The 20,321-nt window shown below is 45.1% G+C and carries 14 protein-coding genes; 7 read left to right on the top strand and 7 right to left on the bottom strand.

What is annotated here, in order from left to right:
* The 4 genes from acnB to hrpB all read right to left on the bottom strand — a co-directional run bounded on the left by acnB (position 1) and on the right by hrpB (position 10,074).
* Complete coding sequence (gene acnB / locus ACED42_RS05440) at positions 1-2,589, bottom strand: bifunctional aconitate hydratase 2/2-methylisocitrate dehydratase (protein WP_135384174.1); 2,589 nt, start codon at positions 2,587-2,589, stop codon at positions 1-3.
* A 272-nt stretch (positions 2,590-2,861) separates the two neighbouring features.
* Entirely contained in the window at positions 2,862-5,201 is a 2,340-nt protein-coding gene (locus ACED42_RS05435) for a patatin-like phospholipase family protein (protein ID WP_371701746.1), read from the bottom strand.
* Positions 5,202-5,239: 38 nt separating this feature from the next.
* A complete protein-coding gene (gene mrcB, locus ACED42_RS05430) occupies positions 5,240-7,639 on the bottom strand; it encodes a penicillin-binding protein 1B (protein WP_017103851.1) in 2,400 nt (799 codons plus the stop codon).
* On the bottom strand, positions 7,636-10,074 hold the full coding sequence (hrpB, locus tag ACED42_RS05425; RefSeq protein WP_371701767.1) for an ATP-dependent helicase HrpB: 2,439 nt from the start codon (positions 10,072-10,074) through the stop codon (positions 7,636-7,638). Before hrpB ends, mrcB begins: the two co-directional genes overlap by 4 nt.
* Before the next feature lie 94 nt (positions 10,075-10,168).
* Here hrpB and sfsA point away from each other — a divergent pair, with 94 nt between their 5' ends.
* The 7 genes from sfsA to panC all read left to right on the top strand — a co-directional run bounded on the left by sfsA (position 10,169) and on the right by panC (position 16,269).
* Positions 10,169-10,927 carry a DNA/RNA nuclease SfsA gene (gene sfsA, locus ACED42_RS05420; RefSeq protein WP_371701744.1) on the top strand — a complete coding sequence of 253 codons (759 nt, stop codon included), beginning with the start codon at positions 10,169-10,171 and terminating at the stop codon, positions 10,925-10,927.
* Positions 10,928-11,062: 135 nt separating this feature from the next.
* Complete coding sequence (gene dksA, locus ACED42_RS05415) at positions 11,063-11,509, top strand: RNA polymerase-binding protein DksA (RefSeq protein ID WP_009847581.1); 447 nt, start codon at positions 11,063-11,065, stop codon at positions 11,507-11,509.
* 147 nt (positions 11,510-11,656) lie between these two features.
* The gene (gene gluQRS / locus ACED42_RS05410) at positions 11,657-12,559 is read left to right on the top strand and encodes a tRNA glutamyl-Q(34) synthetase GluQRS (RefSeq protein ID WP_371701742.1); all 903 of its coding nucleotides are present in this window, start codon (positions 11,657-11,659) and stop codon (positions 12,557-12,559) included.
* Between the two features lie 156 nt (positions 12,560-12,715).
* On the top strand, positions 12,716-14,071 hold the full coding sequence (gene pcnB, locus ACED42_RS05405) for a polynucleotide adenylyltransferase PcnB (protein WP_009847583.1): 1,356 nt from the start codon (positions 12,716-12,718) through the stop codon (positions 14,069-14,071).
* Entirely contained in the window at positions 14,068-14,553 is a 486-nt protein-coding gene (folK, locus tag ACED42_RS05400; protein WP_009847584.1) for a 2-amino-4-hydroxy-6-hydroxymethyldihydropteridine diphosphokinase, read from the top strand. The genes pcnB and folK overlap by 4 nt, the downstream gene beginning before the upstream one ends.
* Positions 14,554-14,575: 22 nt before the next feature.
* Positions 14,576-15,370, top strand: a complete 795-nt coding sequence (panB, locus tag ACED42_RS05395) for a 3-methyl-2-oxobutanoate hydroxymethyltransferase (protein ID WP_009847585.1) — start codon at positions 14,576-14,578, stop codon at positions 15,368-15,370.
* An 8-nt stretch (positions 15,371-15,378) separates the two neighbouring features.
* Entirely contained in the window at positions 15,379-16,269 is an 891-nt protein-coding gene (gene panC, locus ACED42_RS05390; RefSeq protein WP_012604734.1) for a pantoate--beta-alanine ligase, read from the top strand.
* A 170-nt stretch (positions 16,270-16,439) separates the two neighbouring features.
* Here panC and ACED42_RS05385 read toward each other — a convergent pair whose 3' ends face one another.
* The 3 genes from ACED42_RS05385 to ACED42_RS05375 all read right to left on the bottom strand — a co-directional run bounded on the left by ACED42_RS05385 (position 16,440) and on the right by ACED42_RS05375 (position 20,082).
* Entirely contained in the window at positions 16,440-17,210 is a 771-nt protein-coding gene (locus ACED42_RS05385) for an ABC transporter permease (protein ID WP_009847587.1), read from the bottom strand.
* Position 17,211: 1 nt separating this feature from the next.
* Positions 17,212-18,129 (bottom strand): ABC transporter ATP-binding protein, encoded by a 918-nt coding sequence (locus ACED42_RS05380; protein ID WP_371701740.1) that lies wholly within the window; start codon positions 18,127-18,129, stop codon positions 17,212-17,214.
* Positions 18,130-18,450: 321 nt separating this feature from the next.
* The gene (locus ACED42_RS05375) at positions 18,451-20,082 is read right to left on the bottom strand and encodes a SulP family inorganic anion transporter (protein WP_029223085.1); all 1,632 of its coding nucleotides are present in this window, start codon (positions 20,080-20,082) and stop codon (positions 18,451-18,453) included.
* Positions 20,083-20,321: the final 239 nt, after the last annotated feature.

Below are 20,321 nucleotides of genomic sequence, written 5' to 3'. Positions count from 1 at the left end.
TTATGCTGGCTCTTGGAAGATAACCGTGTCTGCTTTGTCCGTGTACTGACCCATTTTATGGAAATTCAGGTAACGGTATGTATCAGCAGCGGTTGCATTGATCTTCTCAGCGTACGCTAAGTACTCTTCTTTAGTTGGGATACGACCAAGAATCGCACCAACAGCAGAAAGTTCAGCAGAAGCTAGATAAACGTTCGCACCATTACCTAAACGGTTCGGGAAGTTACGAGTAGACGTAGACATAACCGTCGAAGCATCAGCAACACGAGCTTGGTTACCCATACATAATGAACAACCCGGAGTTTCAATACGAACCCCAGCACGACCGAAGATGCCGTAGTAGCCTTCTTCTGTCAGTTGGTCTTTATCCATCTTAGTTGGCGGAGCAACCCATAGGCGAGTATTTAAAGAGCCATTAAACTCTTCTAGCATCTTACCTGCAGCACGGAAGTGACCGATGTTGGTCATACAAGAACCGATGAACACTTCTTGAATCTCAGTGCCTTGAACGTCAGAAAGAAGACGAGCATCATCTGGATCGTTTGGTGCACATAGGATTGGTTGATCGATGTCAGCAAGATCAATCTCGATAACGTGTGCGTATTCCGCATCTGAATCAGCAGATAGCAACTCAGGGTTCGCTAACCACTCTTCCATTGCGGTAATACGACGCTCAATCGTACGAACATCACCGTAACCTTCAGCGATCATCCACTTAAGCATAACGATATTCGAGTTCAGGTACTCATCGATAGACTCTTGAGATAGCTTAACCGTACAACCTGCCGCAGAACGCTCTGCTGATGCATCTGAAAGTTCAAATGCTTGCTCAACAGATAGGTGCTCAACACCTTCGATTTCTAGTACACGACCAGAGAACTCATTGATCTTTCCTGCTTTCTCTACCGTTAGTAGACCTTGCTTGATACCGTAAAGCGGAATTGCATGTACTAGGTCACGTAGCGTGATACCTGGCTGCATTTCACCTTTAAAGCGAACCAAGATTGATTCAGGCATATCAAGAGGCATAACACCTGTTGCTGCAGCAAATGCTACTAAGCCAGAACCCGCAGGGAATGAAATACCTAGAGGGAAACGAGTATGCGAGTCACCACCTGTACCTACAGTATCAGGAAGAAGCATACGGTTTAACCATGAGTGGATAACACCATCACCCGGACGAAGTGAAACACCTGCACGGTTCATGATGAAATCAGGCAGTGTATGGTGAGTGTTTACATCAACTGGTTTCGGGTATGCAGATGTGTGACAGAAAGACTGCATCACAAGATCCGCAGAGAAACCAAGGCAAGCCAGATCTTTCAGCTCATCACGCGTCATAGGACCCGTAGTATCTTGAGAACCCACTGTCGTCATTTTAGGTTCGCAGTACTGACCCGCACGCACACCTTCAACGCCACACGCTTTACCTACCATCTTCTGAGCTAATGTGTAGCCTTTATCAGAAGCAGAAGGATCGATTGGTTTAGCAAACAGATCGGTTTCAGCTAGGCCTAGAGCATCACGAGCACGACCCGTTAGGCCACGACCAATGATCAGTGGAATACGGCCACCAGCACGCACTTCATCAAGAAGTACTTTGCTTAGCTCAAAGTTTGAAATCACAGAACCGTTCTTCTGAACAACACCTTCGTACGGGTAGATATCAATGACATCGCCCATGTTCATGTCTTGTACGTTCAGTTCAATGGGTAGTGCGCCTGAATCTTCCATTGTGTTGTAGAAGATTGGTGCAATTTTACCACCCAGACAAACACCGCCAGTACGCTTGTTTGGTACGAATGGGATATCTTCACCCATGAACCAAAGTACAGAGTTTGTTGCCGATTTACGTGAAGAACCTGTACCAACAACATCACCAACGTAAGCCAGTGGAATGCCGTCTTTTTGCATTTCTTCAATTTGATTGATTGGACCAACGCTACCCTGTTCATCAGGAGTAATGCCATCACGTTCCATCTTCAGCATCGCTTTCGCGTGCACTGGGATATCAGGACGTGACCATGCATCAGGCGCTGGTGATAAGTCATCAGTGTTAGTTTCACCGGTAACTTTAAATACTTTAACGGTGATCTTTTCCGCTACTTTGTTTTTCGCTGTAAACCATTCAGCATCAGCCCAAGATTGAAGTACTTGTTGTGCTGAAGCATTACCTGCTTTCGCTTTATCTTCTACATCGTAAAACGCATCGAACATCAGTAGAGTATGAGACAGGGCTTTAACTGCGATTGGAGCAAGCTCAGCATCGTCTAACAGAGACACTAGAGACTCGATGTTGTAACCACCTTGCATAGTACCAAGCAGTTGTGCAGCTTTTGCTTTGCTTACTAGTGGAGAAGCTACTTCACCTTTGGTGATAGCCGTAAGGAAGCCAGCTTTTACGTAAGCAGCTTCATCTACACCCGGTGGAATGCGATTTTCTAGTAGGTCAAGAATGATTTCTTCTTCACCTTGAGGTGGATTCTTTAGAAGTTCAACTAGGCCAGCGACTTGCTCAGCATCTAGTGGTCTTGGGACAACTCCCTCGGCAGCACGTTCTTCGACGTGTTTACGGTAGGCTTCAAGCACGACTTTTTTCCTCTCATTGCGGTTCACTTCTTACCTTCATAATTATTAGTAAAATAAAGAAGCGAACATCCTTGGAAACTTGGCTCTCCATTGCCATTTTTGTCATTCAATTTGTATTGATGAGCGGCATCATAGAGGCCAAACTGTGGGCGGTAGAATAGCAAATTTAACGTTAAATTAAAATCTTATCATTTTGACCAACATAGCAAGTTAAGACGAAAGTCCCACTATTTTTGCCTATTTACACAGTTAAACGGTGACTCTACGCATGATTATTTGTAGGAAGTACCGACAATCAGATACACCGAATCAAAGTTATCTTCGGTTCGACCATAAGCTAATATGATCGGCCCGATGGGTGAGTCGACACCCGCAAAAACAGAGCCTGCTGTATACATTGGAGCTTCATCCAGTTTTAAGTCATTGTTCGACCAAACACCACCATGTTCAATAGAGGCACCCACGTAGAACAGTGATTCAAAGAGGCCGAAGTCATTTTCAAACCACTTATAACGGTAGATCAAACTGGTGTAAGCTAAGTTCTGACCGATCAAACTATTTCTTGGAATACCGGATAGATTGAGGAACCCTCCTAACTCTTTCGGATCAATCGGAAAGACTGAGTTTTTACTTTCTACGATGCCGTAATCAACCTTTGCGACTAAAGTATGCTTTTCAATGCTTTGTGCTGCCATAAAATTGGCCGAAAGTTCAAAGACTGTATCACTCTCAGAAGAGAAATCTGAACCACCATTAGAGCTCTCATTCTCAAAATCGTCATGAGAGATAAGGTATTCTAAATCGACAAAATAACCTTCGGTAGGAAGACTGAAGTTATCCAAAGTATCCAATCTATAACTGGCAAAGGCACCAATACGTTTATAGCCACCACTTCCTAGTGAAGGTAATGATGCCACCTCAATACTGCCATCGGTATAACGTGCACCAAATTTCAGCTCTTGCCACAATGTCGGTTGATAGCCCAATGCAAATTCACTCAGATACTCTTGATAAGACATTGGTAAGTAGTCTTTGGTTGCATCCAGTGTAGGTTCTCCAATCTCGCCGATTCCTGCTGGCAGGTTTCGATTCTGGTTGCTGTAAGCAATAGACACAGATGTGAACAACTTTTGACTCGAAAAGAATGGTGAGAAGAGTTCCGCCTCAATGCGTTTGTCCGTTCCCATCTCGATATTAGTTCTTAGCTCTGCACCATGCTTATTAATATCGGTAAAGTTGGCAGAGACACCGAGCGAGTACTGGCTGGTTGTAGAGAAATCATCTTCAAGAAAGAATCGAAAATTGAGGTAGTTTGGACCCCAAGATTTTTCGTTCACATCGACCAGCAGTTGATCCTCACCATCAACATTTTCAAATTCATAAGTAACCAACTCGAACCGATCTAAGGCATAAAGATCTTTCACTTTAGATTCGATTTCACTGGTTTTAATAACCTGACCAGAATCGAGGTTTAAACGATTTTCGATCAACTTATCTGAATAGTGGGTGTTGTTGTTAATAACAACTCTATCAACGACAGTCTGGTCGCCATGTTTTAGCTGCTTTCGAGCTTGCTGTTTCTGATCGATATACTTTTGATAGTCTGCGTTAGAGAGCGCCAACTTAGAAAGCTGATCCGTATACTGCCTTGTTGCTTCGTATCCAGCATGATAAGCCGTCGGCATTTTATCGAACTCGGTGGTCTCCATTTGCCCAACATCAGGACGTAGGAAAAAATCATCGTCTGTTAACGTCGCGGCTTGCTCTTGAGTGCTGCGTTGAACAAGGTAATTAGAGAGTTGGTCTGCTGCGGCTAAAAAGTTAGTGAAGTCTTCTTTGCTTTTGTAGTTAGTACTGATATCAATCGCAATAACTATGTCAGCACCCATCGCTCTAGCAACATCAACAGGCATGTTATTGGTGACACCACCATCGACCAACATTCGCCCATCAACTTCATAAGGAGGAAGTGCTCCAGGTACTGACATACTCGCCATCATCGCATCAACAAGGTGACCATGGTCGATCACGACTTCTTCAAGGTCGATAATATCGGTTGCGACAGAGCGATATGGAATAGCGAGGCTGTCGAAAGAATCGAGGGGAGATAAATTACCAGTGGTCTCGCGCAGAATACGCAACATATTCTGACCTTGAACCACACCTTTTCTGGCTTTGATTTCGCCCCAACCTAAACCGAGATCGGTATTCAGTTGATAACGGTCTTCATATTCTTTGTCTCGCACACGGCGATCACTACGGTTAACGCGATCGCGATAACCACGATTCCAATCAACCGTATAAATAAAGCTCTCGATCTCATCGGCGCTCATCCCTGTCGCATAAAGACCACCAACGTATGCGCCCATGCTGGTACCGGTAATGTAATCAACCGGAATTTGCATCTCTTCTAGGGCTTTAAGCACACCGATGTGAGCTGCACCTTTTGCCCCACCACCAGCAAGAACGACAGCAACGGTTGGCCTTTTATGAGCTTCTTTAAGTTCAACATGTTCTGATGAATCAACCTGTGCTGCAGTAGCGGAAAACAGTTGAAAACTGACCACAGTACCGACAATACCCAAGCTACTCACTAACCAACGAGAAATCATTATCTAAACTATCCTTGTCATTCTTTTCTGTTATGACTTTACCACTGAAAAAGCTTCTTTAGCCACTGTTTTGGTTGACTTTCACAGCCCTTTTTAATGCTGCCACTTTCATCCCAGACCGGCAATTTGACTGTACCACCACAGTCAAACTCTAACGCCCCTTCAGAAGTTCGAGTAAAGCTAGCGGTCGCAATTCCTGTTGGCCAAGGCAGTAATAGTTGTTCAGGCGTTCTTTGCTTCAGATAATCGGCATAGACACGCAACGCACCGCTAGAACCGGTTAGCTTAGTCGGTTTATTATCATCTCGGCCTAACCAAATCGTCGTGACTTCACGACCATCAACACCAACAAACCAACTGTCTCGACTGTCATTACTTGTGCCCGTTTTACCAGCTAACCCAGCCCATGCAAACTGACCTTGTAAGAAACGACCTGTACCTTCCGATACACCCCGCTTCATCGCATAGGTTGTTAACCAAGCTGCCTGCTGGTCAACGCTTTGCGATACACGAGGAATCGATTGATACAGAACTTCGCCATCATTATCAACAACAGAACGAAGTGCAGACAAAGGCGCAATGCGACCAGAGTTGGTAATGGTTTGGTACATCTGAGCAACTTGGAACGGAGTCAGTGAGAACGAACCCAAAAACATCGACGGTACTGGGCGAATCTCATTTTTATCGACACCCAGCTTTCCAATGGTATCCGAGACGCTATCAATGCCTAACTGCATCCCTAAACGAACGGTAGGTACGTTGTAAGACTTAGAAAGCGCAACATACAAGGGTACATCGCCACGGAACTTACGATCGAAGTTTCTTGGGCTCCATACGCTGCCCTTACTGCCTTTCAAGCTCAGTGGGGTGTCCTTCAATGTTGTCGCCAACGTATACTTCTGAGGTTGTTCCAATGCGGTTAAGTAGATGGCAGGCTTAACCAAAGAACCAATAGGGCGACTCGCATTCAAAGCACGGTTAAAACCATCGTAACCGGTACGTTTACCACCAACCATCGCTCGGATTTCACCAGTATTGCGATCCACGGCAATCGCTGCGGCTTCCAGTTTGTTACCTGCCGTTTTCGATAAATCAGGCACTTTACGAGCAATCGACTTTTCTAACTTGTCTTGGGAAACGGGATCCAGAGAGGTAAAGACTCGAATCCCTTTTTTCGCTTCAAATCGATCGCCTACATACTTCTTAAGCTCAATGTTTACTTGCTGGAAGTAAGCTGGCTGACGACTAGCAATACGTGGATTGTCTTGAATATCCAAATCACGACTCGCCGCTTCTTCGTATTGTCGCGGAGTTAATATGTCTTGCTGCATCAATAAGCGAAGAACCAGATCGCGTCGAGTCTTAGCACGCTCAGGGTAACGAACCGGATTGTAATACGACGGTCCTTTCACCATACCCACCAGCAATGCTAGTTGATCGATGCGGAGCTCTTGAATAGGTTGACCGAAATACAAACGAGACGCTAAACCGAAGCCATGAATCGCTTGCCCACCATTTTGCCCAAGGTAAACCTCGTTTAAGTAAGCCTCTAGAATACGGTCTTTGCTGTAACGATGGTCCAAGATAAGCGCAATGTAGGCTTCACGAACCTTACGCCACAATGTACGCTCACTGGACAGGAATAGGTTTTTTGCCAACTGTTGTGTCAGCGTGCTACCGCCCTGTACCGTTCGCCCAGCTTTGACGTTAACGACCATTGCACGAGCGATTGCTAATGGCGATACCCCATCGTGTTGATAGAAGCTTCGGTCTTCAGTTGCTAATAAGGCATCAACCATCACTTCTGGGAACTGATTACGTTTTAAGAACAGGCGTTGCTCATCGTTACTTTTTTCAAGCATACCCAACATTTTCGGCTCAACACGTAGATAGCCCATGTCGCCTTTCTTCTCTAGCGACTGTATACGAGTTAACTCGTTACCGTTGAAATGCAGCATTACATGACGATCCGCTTCCGGTCCATCGACAAACTCAAACGGACGACGAATCATTTCAATCTTGGTTGAAGAAGAAGAGTACTCACCTGGGTGACGAGGAGAGTTCACTTTACGGTAATTAAGTACATCCAGTTCATTCTTAACCTGTACCAAACTCACCGCAGTCCCCGGAGACAGATCCAACACACGAGCATAAACAACGGTTGGCAGATCAAAAAGCTGACCTTCAAAACGCTGCTTAACCACTGAATCCAGATAAATACCGACGAACAACAGCAATGCGGCAAGTGCTAAGCCAGCTTTCCAAGAAATGCCCCACAGAATCTTCAACCAACCTCTCTTACCAGACGGCTTAGCCTTAGGTTTAGTCTTTTTCGCTGCTGCTCTTGGCTTTCTAGGCTTACCTTTCGTCGCTGGTGACTTCTTTGCTGGCGCTTTTTTAGGTGGTGCCTTTTTTGGCGTTAACATTTTGGTCATCATCGGTTCAACTGTCGTTTAGTTTTAGTGGTTGCTACATGATTAGCAGGGTCATCCGGCCAAGGATGTTTTGGGTAACGGCCTTTCATCTCTTTTTGTACTTCTTTGTACGCGCCAGCCCAAAAGCCGGCTAAATCCTGAGTAATTTGCAGTGGTCGTTGCGCAGGAGAAAGCAACTCAAGCACCACCTTTTTACGCCCTTGGGCAATCAAGGGTGAATCTTGCTCACCAAAGACTTCCTGCATTCGAACAGAGATCATTGGCTCAGATTGATATTGGTATCGAATCGACTTCTTACTGCCCGTTGGCATCAGGTAATTAGTCGGTAGCCATTGATCTATTTCTTTATTCAGAGGCCAGCCAAGATAAGCCGACAGTGCTTGTTCAATCGATACATTCGACAGCCCTTTGGCTGACTTAATACCATTCAGATAGGGTGATAGCCACTCATCAAGATGCTCAATCAAACTCGCGTCATCCATCGCTGGCCAATCATGCTCTGGCATCCAAAGCTGTGCGCAGCGTACACGCTCAACGAGCTGTTTAGCTGAAGACGTCCAATGTAAACGCTCCAGTCCGCAGCGAGCGATATAATTCAGTAGCGCTTGGCTCGCCTGATTCGCATCGGGTTCTGGTAAAGCTTTGGTGCTGATAATCAACTTCCCCAAAGACACTCGCTGCTCTGCCACTAAGCGACCACGTTTCTCATCCCAATCGGCGTAATCGGAACACAAAAACAGTTTTGGAAATTCAACTTCTAGCTGCGCAATATCAACCGCGGTAGCTAAGAAAACTTGACTGGCTCGCCCTGTGCTGCGCATCAAATCAATCACGACGATATAGTCATTATTCGCCAATGGATCATCATCACGAACCTCGGCTCCATGGCCATTGGCAAGACGAAATGCACAGCCAGTCGCACTTCTCGATTGGGCAATTCGGTCTGGAAAGGCCAAGCAAAGCACTAATGGTAGCAATGATTCATCGAGTTGTGACAAATCCAGGTGATGATTGAGTTTGCTGGCGAGACTTTTCGCTCGCTGCATCACACCACTGTTTTTCGAGTGCTTTCTTTGCTTAAGTCGATGTAGCGAGTGTTGAATATCCGTCACGTTACGTTCAGGTTCTTCGAGTAAAGCGGCGGCGACAATTGCGACATTCAACAAGGCTTGGCTGTTTTGTTGCGCTTTGATCAGCATACTGGCGTTCCGTGGCTCAATACCTAAGCGCTGGGCTTGCTTTCCGACTGGAGTAAATTGCCCATTACTATCTAATAAATCAAGCTCTTGTAACAGTTCTGTCGCTTGCTCAATCGATGCCTGTGGCGGAACATCTAACCAATGAAGCTCATCGGCACTACTTGCTCCCCATTGCGTCAATTCAGCCACCAGCGAAGAGAGATCAGAATGAAGTATTTCAGGATCAGGAACGGATGGTTGTTGCATCAACTGTGTTTCACTGTACAAGCGAACACATAAGCCTTCTTCGATTCGCCCAGCACGACCCGCTCTTTGTTCTGCTGAGGATTGTGATATTTTTACTTGCTCAAGTTTGGTGATTCCAGTTTTCAAATCGAACTTTGCTACTCGCTCCAATCCCGAATCAACCACTAAACGAATCCCCTCAATCGTCAAAGAAGTTTCCGCAATGTTAGTGGCTAATACCACTTTTCGACGCCCTTTCACCGATGGCGCGATCGCTCTCTGCTGCTGTTCAAAACTCAATTGGCCATACAACGGACACACGTCAATATCACAGACAAGTTGCCCAAGTTGTGATTCCACTTGTTTTATCGCCGAGACACCCGGTAAGAAAGCCAAAAGTGAACCCGATTCTTTCTCCATCAGAGAACGAATCACGTTGGCCATCTTAGGTGCTAAATATTCATTCGAGCCTAATGGCTGATAGCGGAAGTCGACAGGGAAAGTTCGGCCTTGCGATTCAACATACTTGGCATCAGGTAACAAAGATTGCAGAGCGTGTTGATCTAAGGTTGCCGACATCACCACCACTTTTAGATCGTCACGCAGCGCATCTTGGATCTCCAAGCTAAACGCCAATGCAGTATCTGCGTGAATGCTGCGTTCATGAAATTCATCAAAGATCACCATATCAACCCCTGTCAATTCAGGGTCGGTTTGGATCATTCTCGTCATGATCCCTTCAGTCACGATTTCCAAGCGAGTCGCACTACTGGTTTTAGATTCACCACGAACCCTAAAACCTATGCTCTCTCCCACTTTCTCTCCTAGTTGTCTCGCTAAGTAAGTAGCAATATTCCTTGCAGCCAAACGCCTTGGTTCAAGCATAATGATTTTGCCTTGAACGGCATTAGTCTTAACCAACTGTAAAGGGAAGAATGTTGACTTACCGGCACCGGGAGCGGCCTTTAGAATAAGTTGAGTGTGTGTTTGTACGCCAGCGAGCAGATCTGGCATCACAGCTTCTATGGGCAGTTGTGGCAATGGGTGAACCTTGTGGTGTAATGTTGGCAACATTGTACATAAAAACCTACCTCTCTAAATAAGTAATATGCACTTCAATCCTCCATTAGAGCCAGCGACTCTTATTAAACGCTATAAACGCTTTCTCACTGACATCCAACTTCCAGACGGCAGCGAGCGTACGATCCACTGCGCTAACACCGGAGCGATGACAGGATGTGCGGCTCCTGGCAATACGGTGTGGTACTCAACGTCAGACAATGCAAAAAGAAAGTACCCAAACAGCTGGGAGATCTCAGAAACAGACAAAGGTCACCGTATTTGTGTAAATACTGCGCGGGCAAACCAGCTAGCGGTGGAAGCAATTGAAAATGGGACTATAGTTGAACTCTTAGGTTATAACGCGTTACGAACCGAAGTGAAATATGGCAGTGAGAATAGTCGCATTGATATTCTGCTTGAAGATAACGAAAAGCCGCCTTGCTATATCGAAGTAAAAAGCGTCACTTTGCTCGACGAAGAAGTGTCAACTAAGCAACAAATATCAACTAAACAACAAGTGTCGACCGAAGGGCAAGGTTTTTTCCCTGATGCAGTGACAACTAGAGGCCAAAAACATCTGCGAGAACTCACAGAAATGGTCGAATCTGGAAGTAGAGCCGTACTTTTATTCACTGTTTTACATTCAGGCATTGAAAAAGTGTCTGCGGCACACCATATAGACGCCAAATATTCGTTATTACTAAAACAAGCACAAGACGCTGGAGTTGAAGTGCTTTGCTATAAAGCAGAGCTCAGCAGTACTCAAATACAACTAAAACAAGCCGTTGAATTTATCAATAGCTAAGCAAAAATGCTGAACTATTCACATTGATTGCAAGTTTTAACAAGAGTATTTGCCACCATTCGTTCTTTCTGCTATAGATACCCGCCTTAAAATTAGCTGCTTTGCAGTTGACTAGGTGTAAATAGGAGATGCTGTATGCCAGAATCTAAGAAAAAAGCGCTAGGCATCCTAGCCATCGCAGGTGTTGAACCGTACCAAGCAAAGACAGGTGAAGAGTACATGTCACCTGAGCAAACGGAACATTTTACAAAAATTTTATCAGCTTGGCGCAACCAGCTCAGGGAAGAAGTTGATCGTACTGTGCACCACATGCAGGACGAAGCAGCGAATTTTCCAGATCCTGTTGACCGAGCTTCTCAAGAAGAAGAATTCAGCCTAGAGTTACGTAACCGTGACCGTGAGCGCCGTCTTATCAAGAAAATTGAGAAGACACTAGATAAGATCGAAGAAGACGATTTCGGCTTCTGCGACTCTTGCGGTGTCGAGATTGGTATTCGTCGTCTTGAAGCTCGTCCAACTGCTGACCTTTGTATTGACTGTAAAACACTTGCAGAGATCAAAGAGAAACAGATGCAAGGTTAATTCTTGCGGATGTAAAGAAAGGGAGCTTTGGCTCCCTTTTTTGTTTGTTCTAAAAAGCGGTTTATATCGTTGTTGATAGCGATAAACTAATCGCCAAACGTCTTAAGAATCGGCTACTGCGGTACCATCAAGATTAGGTTTTCACTTATGAATTATATCGGACGCTTTGCACCATCACCGTCAGGTCCTCTTCATTTTGGCTCACTGGTTGCTGCTCTTGGTAGCTACTTTCAAGCGAAATCTAACCAAGGACAATGGTTAGTTCGTATGGAAGACCTCGATCCACCAAGAGAAATGGCTGGCGCTGCAGACCTCATTCTTAAGACGCTTGAGGCTTACCACCTGTATTGGGACGGTGAAGTCGTTTATCAAAGCCAGCGTCATGACCTATATCAAGCTCAAATTGATCAATGGGTCACTGACAATCAGGCCTACTACTGTCAATGTACCCGTAAGCAGATAAAGTCCTTGGGTGGGTTTTATAGTGGCCACTGCCGAGACAAAGGTTTGGTTGATTCAGGCGAACAGGCGGTGCGCTTGTGTATGGACTTTCCCATCGAGTCCTTTGACGATGTTCGTCACGGCACGATTCAAATTCCCAAAGCATTGGCTGAAGAAGATTTTATTATCAAACGCAGAGATGGGTTGTTTGCCTATAACTTGGCAGTTGTCCTTGATGACATCGAACAAGGGGTAACAGAAGTCGTTAGAGGTGCAGATCTGATAGAACCAACAGGTCGACAAATCAGTTTGTATAAGACGCTCAAGCAAAAAAACGTGAGCTACTTGCACTTACCATTGGCAACCGATGGCTTGGGGAATAAACTGTCAAAACAAAATCATGCCACCGCGATAGATCTCGACAACCCAAAACCGACGTTAATCAATGCGATGCGATTCTTAGGTTTTGATATCCCGAATGCTCTTTGCGAGGCGTCAATGGATGAAGTTTTATTGTGGGGCTGCCAGCAATGGAACGTCAATCAGTTACCTGATAGTTTACAAAAAGAGCACTGCAATGAGTCCGAAACTAACGGCAAATCGCAATAACGATACATAAAAATACCGTAACAAATACCTGTGACTAAGCAGACGATGTTCTCAAATGGCTCGCGCTAAGCTATTATTAGCCGCAATTAAACTCTGCACTACCACTTTGGACTAAGAGAAAAACAAAGCTGGCGATACCTACTTTGTTATAAACTAATGAATACAAACGACAATACCCCAAGCGAACAACGCGGATTCCACGAATTAGCTCTGAATATTTATACTCGTCAAGAGCACAATATTTCACGCAAGCAGATCAGCGACAATGCACTTAAAGTGTTATATCGCCTGAATGGTGCGGGTTTTGACGCATTTCTAGTCGGTGGTGGTGTACGCGACATCTTATTGGGCTCTCAGCCAAAAGATTTTGATATCGCGACCAACGCAACGCCAGAGCAAATCAAGCACCTATTCAGAAACTGTCGCCTTATCGGTCGACGTTTTCGCTTGGCACATATCATGTTTGGTCGTGACATCATTGAAGTAGCAACTTTCCGTGGCCACCACCAAGAGCCATCGAAAAACGTTTCTGCGCAATCTGAAGAAGGTATGTTGCTACGCGATAACGTGTACGGCAATGTTGATGAAGATGCAGAACGTCGTGACTTCACAATCAATGCGATGTACTACAACATTGCAGACTATAGCATCCACGATTACGCGGGTGGTGTAGAAGATTTAGAAGATAAGCTGATCCGCCTGATTGGCGATCCAGAAACGCGTTACCGCGAAGACCCAGTACGCATGCTACGTGCAATGCGCTTCGCCGCTAAACTGGATTTTGATATTGAGGAAGATACAGCCGACCCAATTGAAGAGTTAGCACACCTTCTAAAAGATATCCCAGCAGCGCGCCTTTACGAAGAGTCTCTAAAATTACTGCAATCAGGTCACGGTTTAGAAACCTACCACTTGATGCGTGAGTACAACCTGTTCCAGCAGATGTTCCCTTCAGTAGCGGAACACTTCACAGAAGGCTACGACTCACATACCGAGCAGATGCTTGATTTGGTACTCGACTCGACTGACCTTCGCATCGAAGATGGCAAGCGAGTAAACCCCGCGTTTATGTTTGCTGCAATGCTTTGGTACCCAATGAACAAGTTGGCAGACAAGCTTGTCGCTGAACAGGGTATGGCGCACTACGATGCGATCATGGAAGCAAGTAACATCATTCTTGATCGACAAGTAAAATCAATTGCGATTCCTCGTCGCCATACCGCAACCATTCGCGAAGTTTGGCAACTGCAACTACGACTGCCTCGCCGCAACGGTAAACGTGCCGTTCGCCTGATGGAACTCAATAAGTTCCGTGCTGGCTACGATTTCCTAGAAATGCGTGGCGAAATTGAAGGTGGCGAAACCAAAGAACTAGCAAAATGGTGGGAGCGTTATCAGACAGCAGGACGCAATATGCGTCAAGCGATGGCTAATGACGTAGCAGCACCATCAAAGTCGGGTCATCGCCGCCGTAAGACTTACAGGAACAAAAAGAGTAAGCAATCAGAATGATAACGGCTTACATTGCGGTCGGCAGTAATCTTGCCGACCCTGTTAGCCAAGCAAACTTGGCTATCGAAACGCTAAAGAATCTTCCGCGAACAACGTTTGTTGCGACCTCACAGCTATATAGTAGCACTCCAATGGGGCCGCAAAACCAACCCGACTACATCAACGCGGTAGTAGCAATTAAAACAGAATTAACGCCAATTGAACTGCTTGATTGCACTCAAAAGATCGAGCAAGAGCAAGGGCGCGTCCGTAAAGACGAGCGTTGGGGTCCAAGAACCTTGGATCTCGATATCGTGTTATACGGCAATGAGGTGATCGATTCAGAGCGCTTAACCGTTCCTCATTACGGAATGAAAGAAAGAGAGTTTGTGCTCTACCCGCTTGCTGAAATCGCACCAAGTTTACAACTCCCTGATGGGACTGAGCTGACAGAACTACTAAAAATAGTAGATAAGAACGGGCTCAATGTTTGGCAGCAATAGCCAAGCGCATTAAGGAAAATCAATGAAAAAAGTAACCATTAACGACCTAATCAAGTGCAAACAAGAAGGCCGTAAATTCGCGACGTCGACAGCTTATGATGCGAGTTTTGCTCAATTATTCGAAAGCCAAGATATGCCAGTTCTACTTGTCGGTGACTCACTTGGCATGGTTCTACAAGGTCGTAACGATACATTACCAGTAACCGTTGAAGATATTGCTTACCATACTCGCTCAGTGCGTGCCGGTAGCCCAAACTGTCTTCTTATGGCTGACATGCCATTCATGAGTTACGCCACACCAGAGCAAGCCTGTGAGAACGCAGCAACCTTAATGCGCGCTGGTGCGAATATGGTGAAAATCGAAGGCGGAAGCTGGTTGATTGAAACTGTGAAGATGCTAACAGAACGTGCTGTACCAGTATGTGCACACTTAGGCTTAACGCCTCAATCGGTAAACATTTTTGGTGGTTACAAAGTTCAAGGTCGTGACAACGAGCAAGCCGATAAAATGGTTGCTGATGCGCTAGCACTACAAAATGCAGGTGCTCAAATCGTTCTTCTTGAATGTGTACCAGCTTCATTAGCAAAAAGAATTACAGAAGCTTGTGACGTACCGGTTATCGGCATCGGCGCAGGTAATGTTACCGATGGTCAGATCTTGGTTATGCATGACATGTTCGGTATTTCTGCGAACTACATGCCGAAATTCTCTAAGAATTTCCTAGCTGAAACAGGTGATATGCGTAAAGCCGTCGCTCTATACAAAGAAGAAGTAGAGAGCGCACGTTTCCCTGATGATGCTCATACAATCGCTTAGGAGTAACTATGCAAACTTTTGCTGAAATAGCGGCTCTTCGTGAGCAGATTAAACAGTTTAAGCGTGATGGACGTACGGTTGCTTTTGTCCCAACAATGGGAAACCTACATGAAGGTCACCTAACTCTGGTCAAGAAAGCTCGTGAACTGGCTGACATTGTTGTTGTAAGCATTTTTGTTAACCCAATGCAGTTTGATCGCGCCGACGACCTAAATAACTACCCTCGTACGTTAGAAGCCGATTTAAACAAACTAACAGGCGAAGGTGTTGAGTTAGTCTTTACGCCAACACCAGAGGTTATGTACCCAGATGGATTGGACAAACAGACGTTTGTTGAAGTCCCTGGTATATCTCATATGCTTGAAGGTGCCTCTCGCCCAGGTCATTTCCGCGGTGTATCAACAATTGTCACGAAACTGTTTAATATCGTTCAGCCAGACTTTGCATGCTTCGGTGAGAAAGATTTCCAACAACTTGCTGTGATTCGCCAGATGACAACTGACTTAGCGCTAGACATTGAAGTTGTGGGCGTAGCGACTGTTCGTGAAATGGATGGTTTAGCCATGAGCTCTCGCAATAGCAACCTAACGATTGATGAACGTCAGCGAGCTCCAGTTCTAGCGCGCACTATGCGTTGGATCAGCAGTGCTATTCGTGGTGGTCGTGATGATTACGCGTCTGTCATTGAAGATGCAACAGACCAACTGCGCGCAGCAGACCTACAACCGGATGAAATATTCATTTGTGATGTGAAAACGTTACAAGCAATCACTTCAGAATCGACTCAAGCAGTGATTCTAATGTCGGCTTTCCTAGGTAAGACTCGCCTTATCGACAACCAAGTTTTAGATTTGGTCTCGGAAACGAAAGAAGAAGTGAAAGAAGAAACTGCTGAGTAATCGCTTTCTTCTCTTTACGTAAACCAGGTTCTACCGCAAAGCACAAATGAAAAACATAAAAAAGGTCGATGTAATATCGACCTTTTTCTTTGCCTGCGATTCAGGATAATTAATAGCTCCTAGATAACTAATAGATCCTGGATAACTAATAGCTCTTGGATAACTAAAAGTTAGCTACGTAAGCCGATCCCCTTTGTAACTAAGTAATGTGCAATGCCATACAGCACGACAATAAACACACCTAGTACGCCAAACGACGTCACAATACCCACATCAGACACACCCAAAAAACCATATCTAAACGCGTTTACCATATACACGATAGGGTTCAACTTCGATACACCTTGCCAGAATTCAGGCAATAGACTGATCGAGTAGAACACACCACCGAGATACGTCAGCGGCGTTAAAATGAAGGTTGGGATAATAGAAATATCATCAAACGTGCGTGCGAATACCGCGTTGATCAAGCCACCCAGAGCAAACACAACCGACGTGAGAAATACCGTCGCAATGATCACGCCCCAGTGGTCGACTTGAAGGTCAACAAAGAACAGCGATACAAAGGTGACGATAGTGCCCACTAACAAGCCACGCACCACGCCGCCCATTACGAAGCCGGCGATAATCACGTAGTTAGGAACAGGTGCTACAAGCAGCTCTTCAATGTTCTTCTGGAATTTGGCACTAAAGAACGATGAAGCAACGTTGGAATATGAGTTGGTGATCACCGACATCATGATCAGACCGGGCACAATGTATTCCATGTAGCTAAAGCCATTCATTTCACCAATACGCGCACCAATCAGGTTACCGAAGATGATGAAGTAAAGCGTCATGGTAATCGCTGGCGGCACCAGAGTTTGCACCCAGATACGCGTGAAGCGATTGATCTCTTTGGTCAACAAGCTGCAGAAAGCGGTCCAATATAGGCTGTACATATTATTTATTCCCCTCACGGACGATACTCACAAATAGCTCTTCTAGGCGGTTTGCTTTGTTACGCATAGAGAGAACTTTTACCTGCTGCTCACTCAATTGATCAAAGATGGTATTCAAACCTCGATTCTTGTCGATTTCGATTTCTAGCGAGCCATTAACCATCACTTGGCTATTCACACCTTCAAGTTTAGGTTCAGTCGCACCCTCTTCAAGATCAAGAATAAAGGTCTCGGCACTCAACTTACCCAAAAGCGACTTCATTGTGGTGTTCTCAATCAACTCACCACGATTGATGATACCAATGTTACGACACAGCATTTCCGCTTCTTCTAGATAGTGCGTAGTTAAAATAATGGTGATGCCCTGCTTCTCGTTGATCTCCTTGAGGAATTCCCACATTGAACGACGCAATTCAATATCAACACCCGCCGTTGGTTCATCAAGAATTAACAAATGAGGCTCATGCATCAGTGCACGCGCGATCATCAAACGACGCTTCATACCACCAGATAAGTTACGCGCACGTTCGCCACGCTTTTCCCACAAATCGAGTTGAGATAAGTACTTTTTAGCGCGTTCTTTAGCAAAAGCTTTCGGTACACCGTAGTAACCTGCTTGTTGTAGCACGATCTGCTCAACCGTTTCGAACGGGTTAAAGTTAAACTCTTGCGGGACTAAACCTAAGTTCAACTTCGCTAGCTCCAGATCGGTATCAATGTCGTAGCCAAACACTTTCACCTTGCCTGACGTTTTATTAACCAGTGAAGAGATAACACCAATGGTGGTGGATTTACCCGCACCATTTGGGCCAAGTAGTGCGTAAAAGTCGCCTTTTTCTACTTGTAAACTCACGCCCTTAAGAGCCTCAAAGCCCCCTGCATAAGTTTTTCTTAGTTGCTCAATTTCTAATGCATACATAGAGATAGACTGCCATTTGCTATAGATAAGATGTTGATGACCGAGCTTGAGGAAGAGAGTAATGCTTAAAACGAGCTAGCAGAAAACTAACTCAAACTTGTTTACTCGGCCATTTTGCAAACAAGTTTATCGTTGATTAACGATTAATACAAATACCGAGTGAGGCTTTCTTTCGAAAGCGAACAAGAATATTAAGTACGTAAAGAGCAATTCAGTGTTCAGTAAACATAAAAATGCCGTTAAGTTATTAACTTAACGGCATTAATCACCAATACTATATTTGGCGTCTATAACTGACTCATGTGAAATTATTGCTGAAGATTAAACCGAGTCAAATTGATGTTCATCTCTATCAACATAGCTTGTTGCAGCTGTCAGGGCTTCATATCTGAATCGATAAGTATTGGATTCCGGCACAAGGTCAATCACATGGAATTTTTCTAATTGCTGACGAGTATTCTCATTAGGACACAATAAGTACACCTCACACTGCGCATCTAGGGCATCTTTAATCGCATTTTCTAGCGCTAAACCAACGGTAACATCAATCATAGGCACATCAGTTAGATCTAAGATCATCGCTTCATAATCAGAAATACTCGAGTGTTGACGTGAAATCGCTTTTGAAACACTAAATATCATCGGCCCAGAAAGGTAGAAGAACAGCACTTTACCATTGGCACTATCCAGTAACTGACGTTCACTGTCAGTTAATGGGATATCGTCTTCATCATCGCCATCACTGATCGCCTTAACTTGTCTAGCTTGCTCTCGACTCAGCCTTTCAATGATCAGAATGTTTGAGATAAAAACGCCCAGCCCGACCGCAATAATTAAATCAACGAATACGGTTAATAACATCACACCGTACATGACACCCATGCCGGCATAACTCACCTTGTGTGCGCGCTGAATAAAACTCCAATCAAGGATGTTGAAACCGACATACATCGCGATACCAGCCAACACCGCCATAGGGATCGGTTCTGTTAAGCCTCCCGCAACCAATACCACTAGCGCAAGCACCAAAGCACGAATAACACCAGAAAGCGGAGAACGAGCCCCTACCTGAATGTTGGTCACGGTGCCCATGGTTGCGCCCGCACCGGGTAGCGCACCAAACAGACCAGAAATCATATTCGCAATGCCTTGGCCACGAAGTTCTTTGTCTGAATCATGCTCTTTACGAGTCAATGAATCTCCGATAACCGCAGTCAAAAGCGTATCAATACAACCAAGAGTACCTAGCACCAAAGCATCGATAACCATTGTGGTGAATTGCTCAGAGCTGATAGTCGGAATAACAAGAGAAGGTAAGCCTGCGGGAATTTCACCAATACGGCGAATAGAATCGGTATCAAAGATAATAACGGATAAGAGCGTTACAGCCACTAAAGCGACCAATTGAGCGGGCACATACTTACGATATTTAGCTGGAAAACCGAAAAGGATACCAAGCGTTAATACCCCTAAAAACAGCTCGCTGACTTTCAGATTAGCTAGCGTATCAGGAAGTGCCGAAAGTGTGCCCATCACTCCGCCAGAAGGGGCTGCGTGCCCTAGCAAAGGAGAAAGTTGCAGAATGACAAGAATCACGCCGATACCGGACATAAAGCCAGATATCACGCTATATGGCATCAAAGTGACGTACTTTCCTAGCTTTAATGTACCGAGTAATATCTGAAAAGCACCCGCCATCATTACCACGGTAAAGGTCATTGCCATCCCGGTTTCAGGGTACTTGGCCACCATGCTGGTCATTACTGCCGTCATGATCACTGTCATCGGCCCGGTAGGCTCTGATATCAAGCTGCTTGAGCCACCAAACAATGCCGCAAATAGGCCCACCATGATGGCGCCCCAAAGGCCAGCTTCCGCGCCCGCACCAGAAGCGACACCAAATGCCAACGCTAAAGGCAATGAGATGATGGCTGTAGTTACACCGCCAAACATATCTCCTTTGAGATTGATATCCGTAAAACGACTTCCAAACAAAACACACCTTCCTGATGATGAAATGACAAACCTTATCACTTTAACAAATGTATCAACGGTTCAGAAAGTGTTAATTTAATCACACTATTCGTCTCTTATATTCGGATTATGCCTTTTACGCTAAGTTAATGATTTTAACGACGAGTACACGTCAGATGAGTACTATTTGACACAGTTTTTACAAGATTGAATTTGTA

It is taken from the genome of Vibrio sp. FF145, assembly GCF_041439075.1.
Taxonomy (GTDB): domain Bacteria; phylum Pseudomonadota; class Gammaproteobacteria; order Enterobacterales; family Vibrionaceae; genus Vibrio; species Vibrio tasmaniensis_A.
The sequence above is the reverse complement of the archived record's forward strand: the minus strand, read 5'-3'. Positions and strand labels throughout refer to the sequence as shown.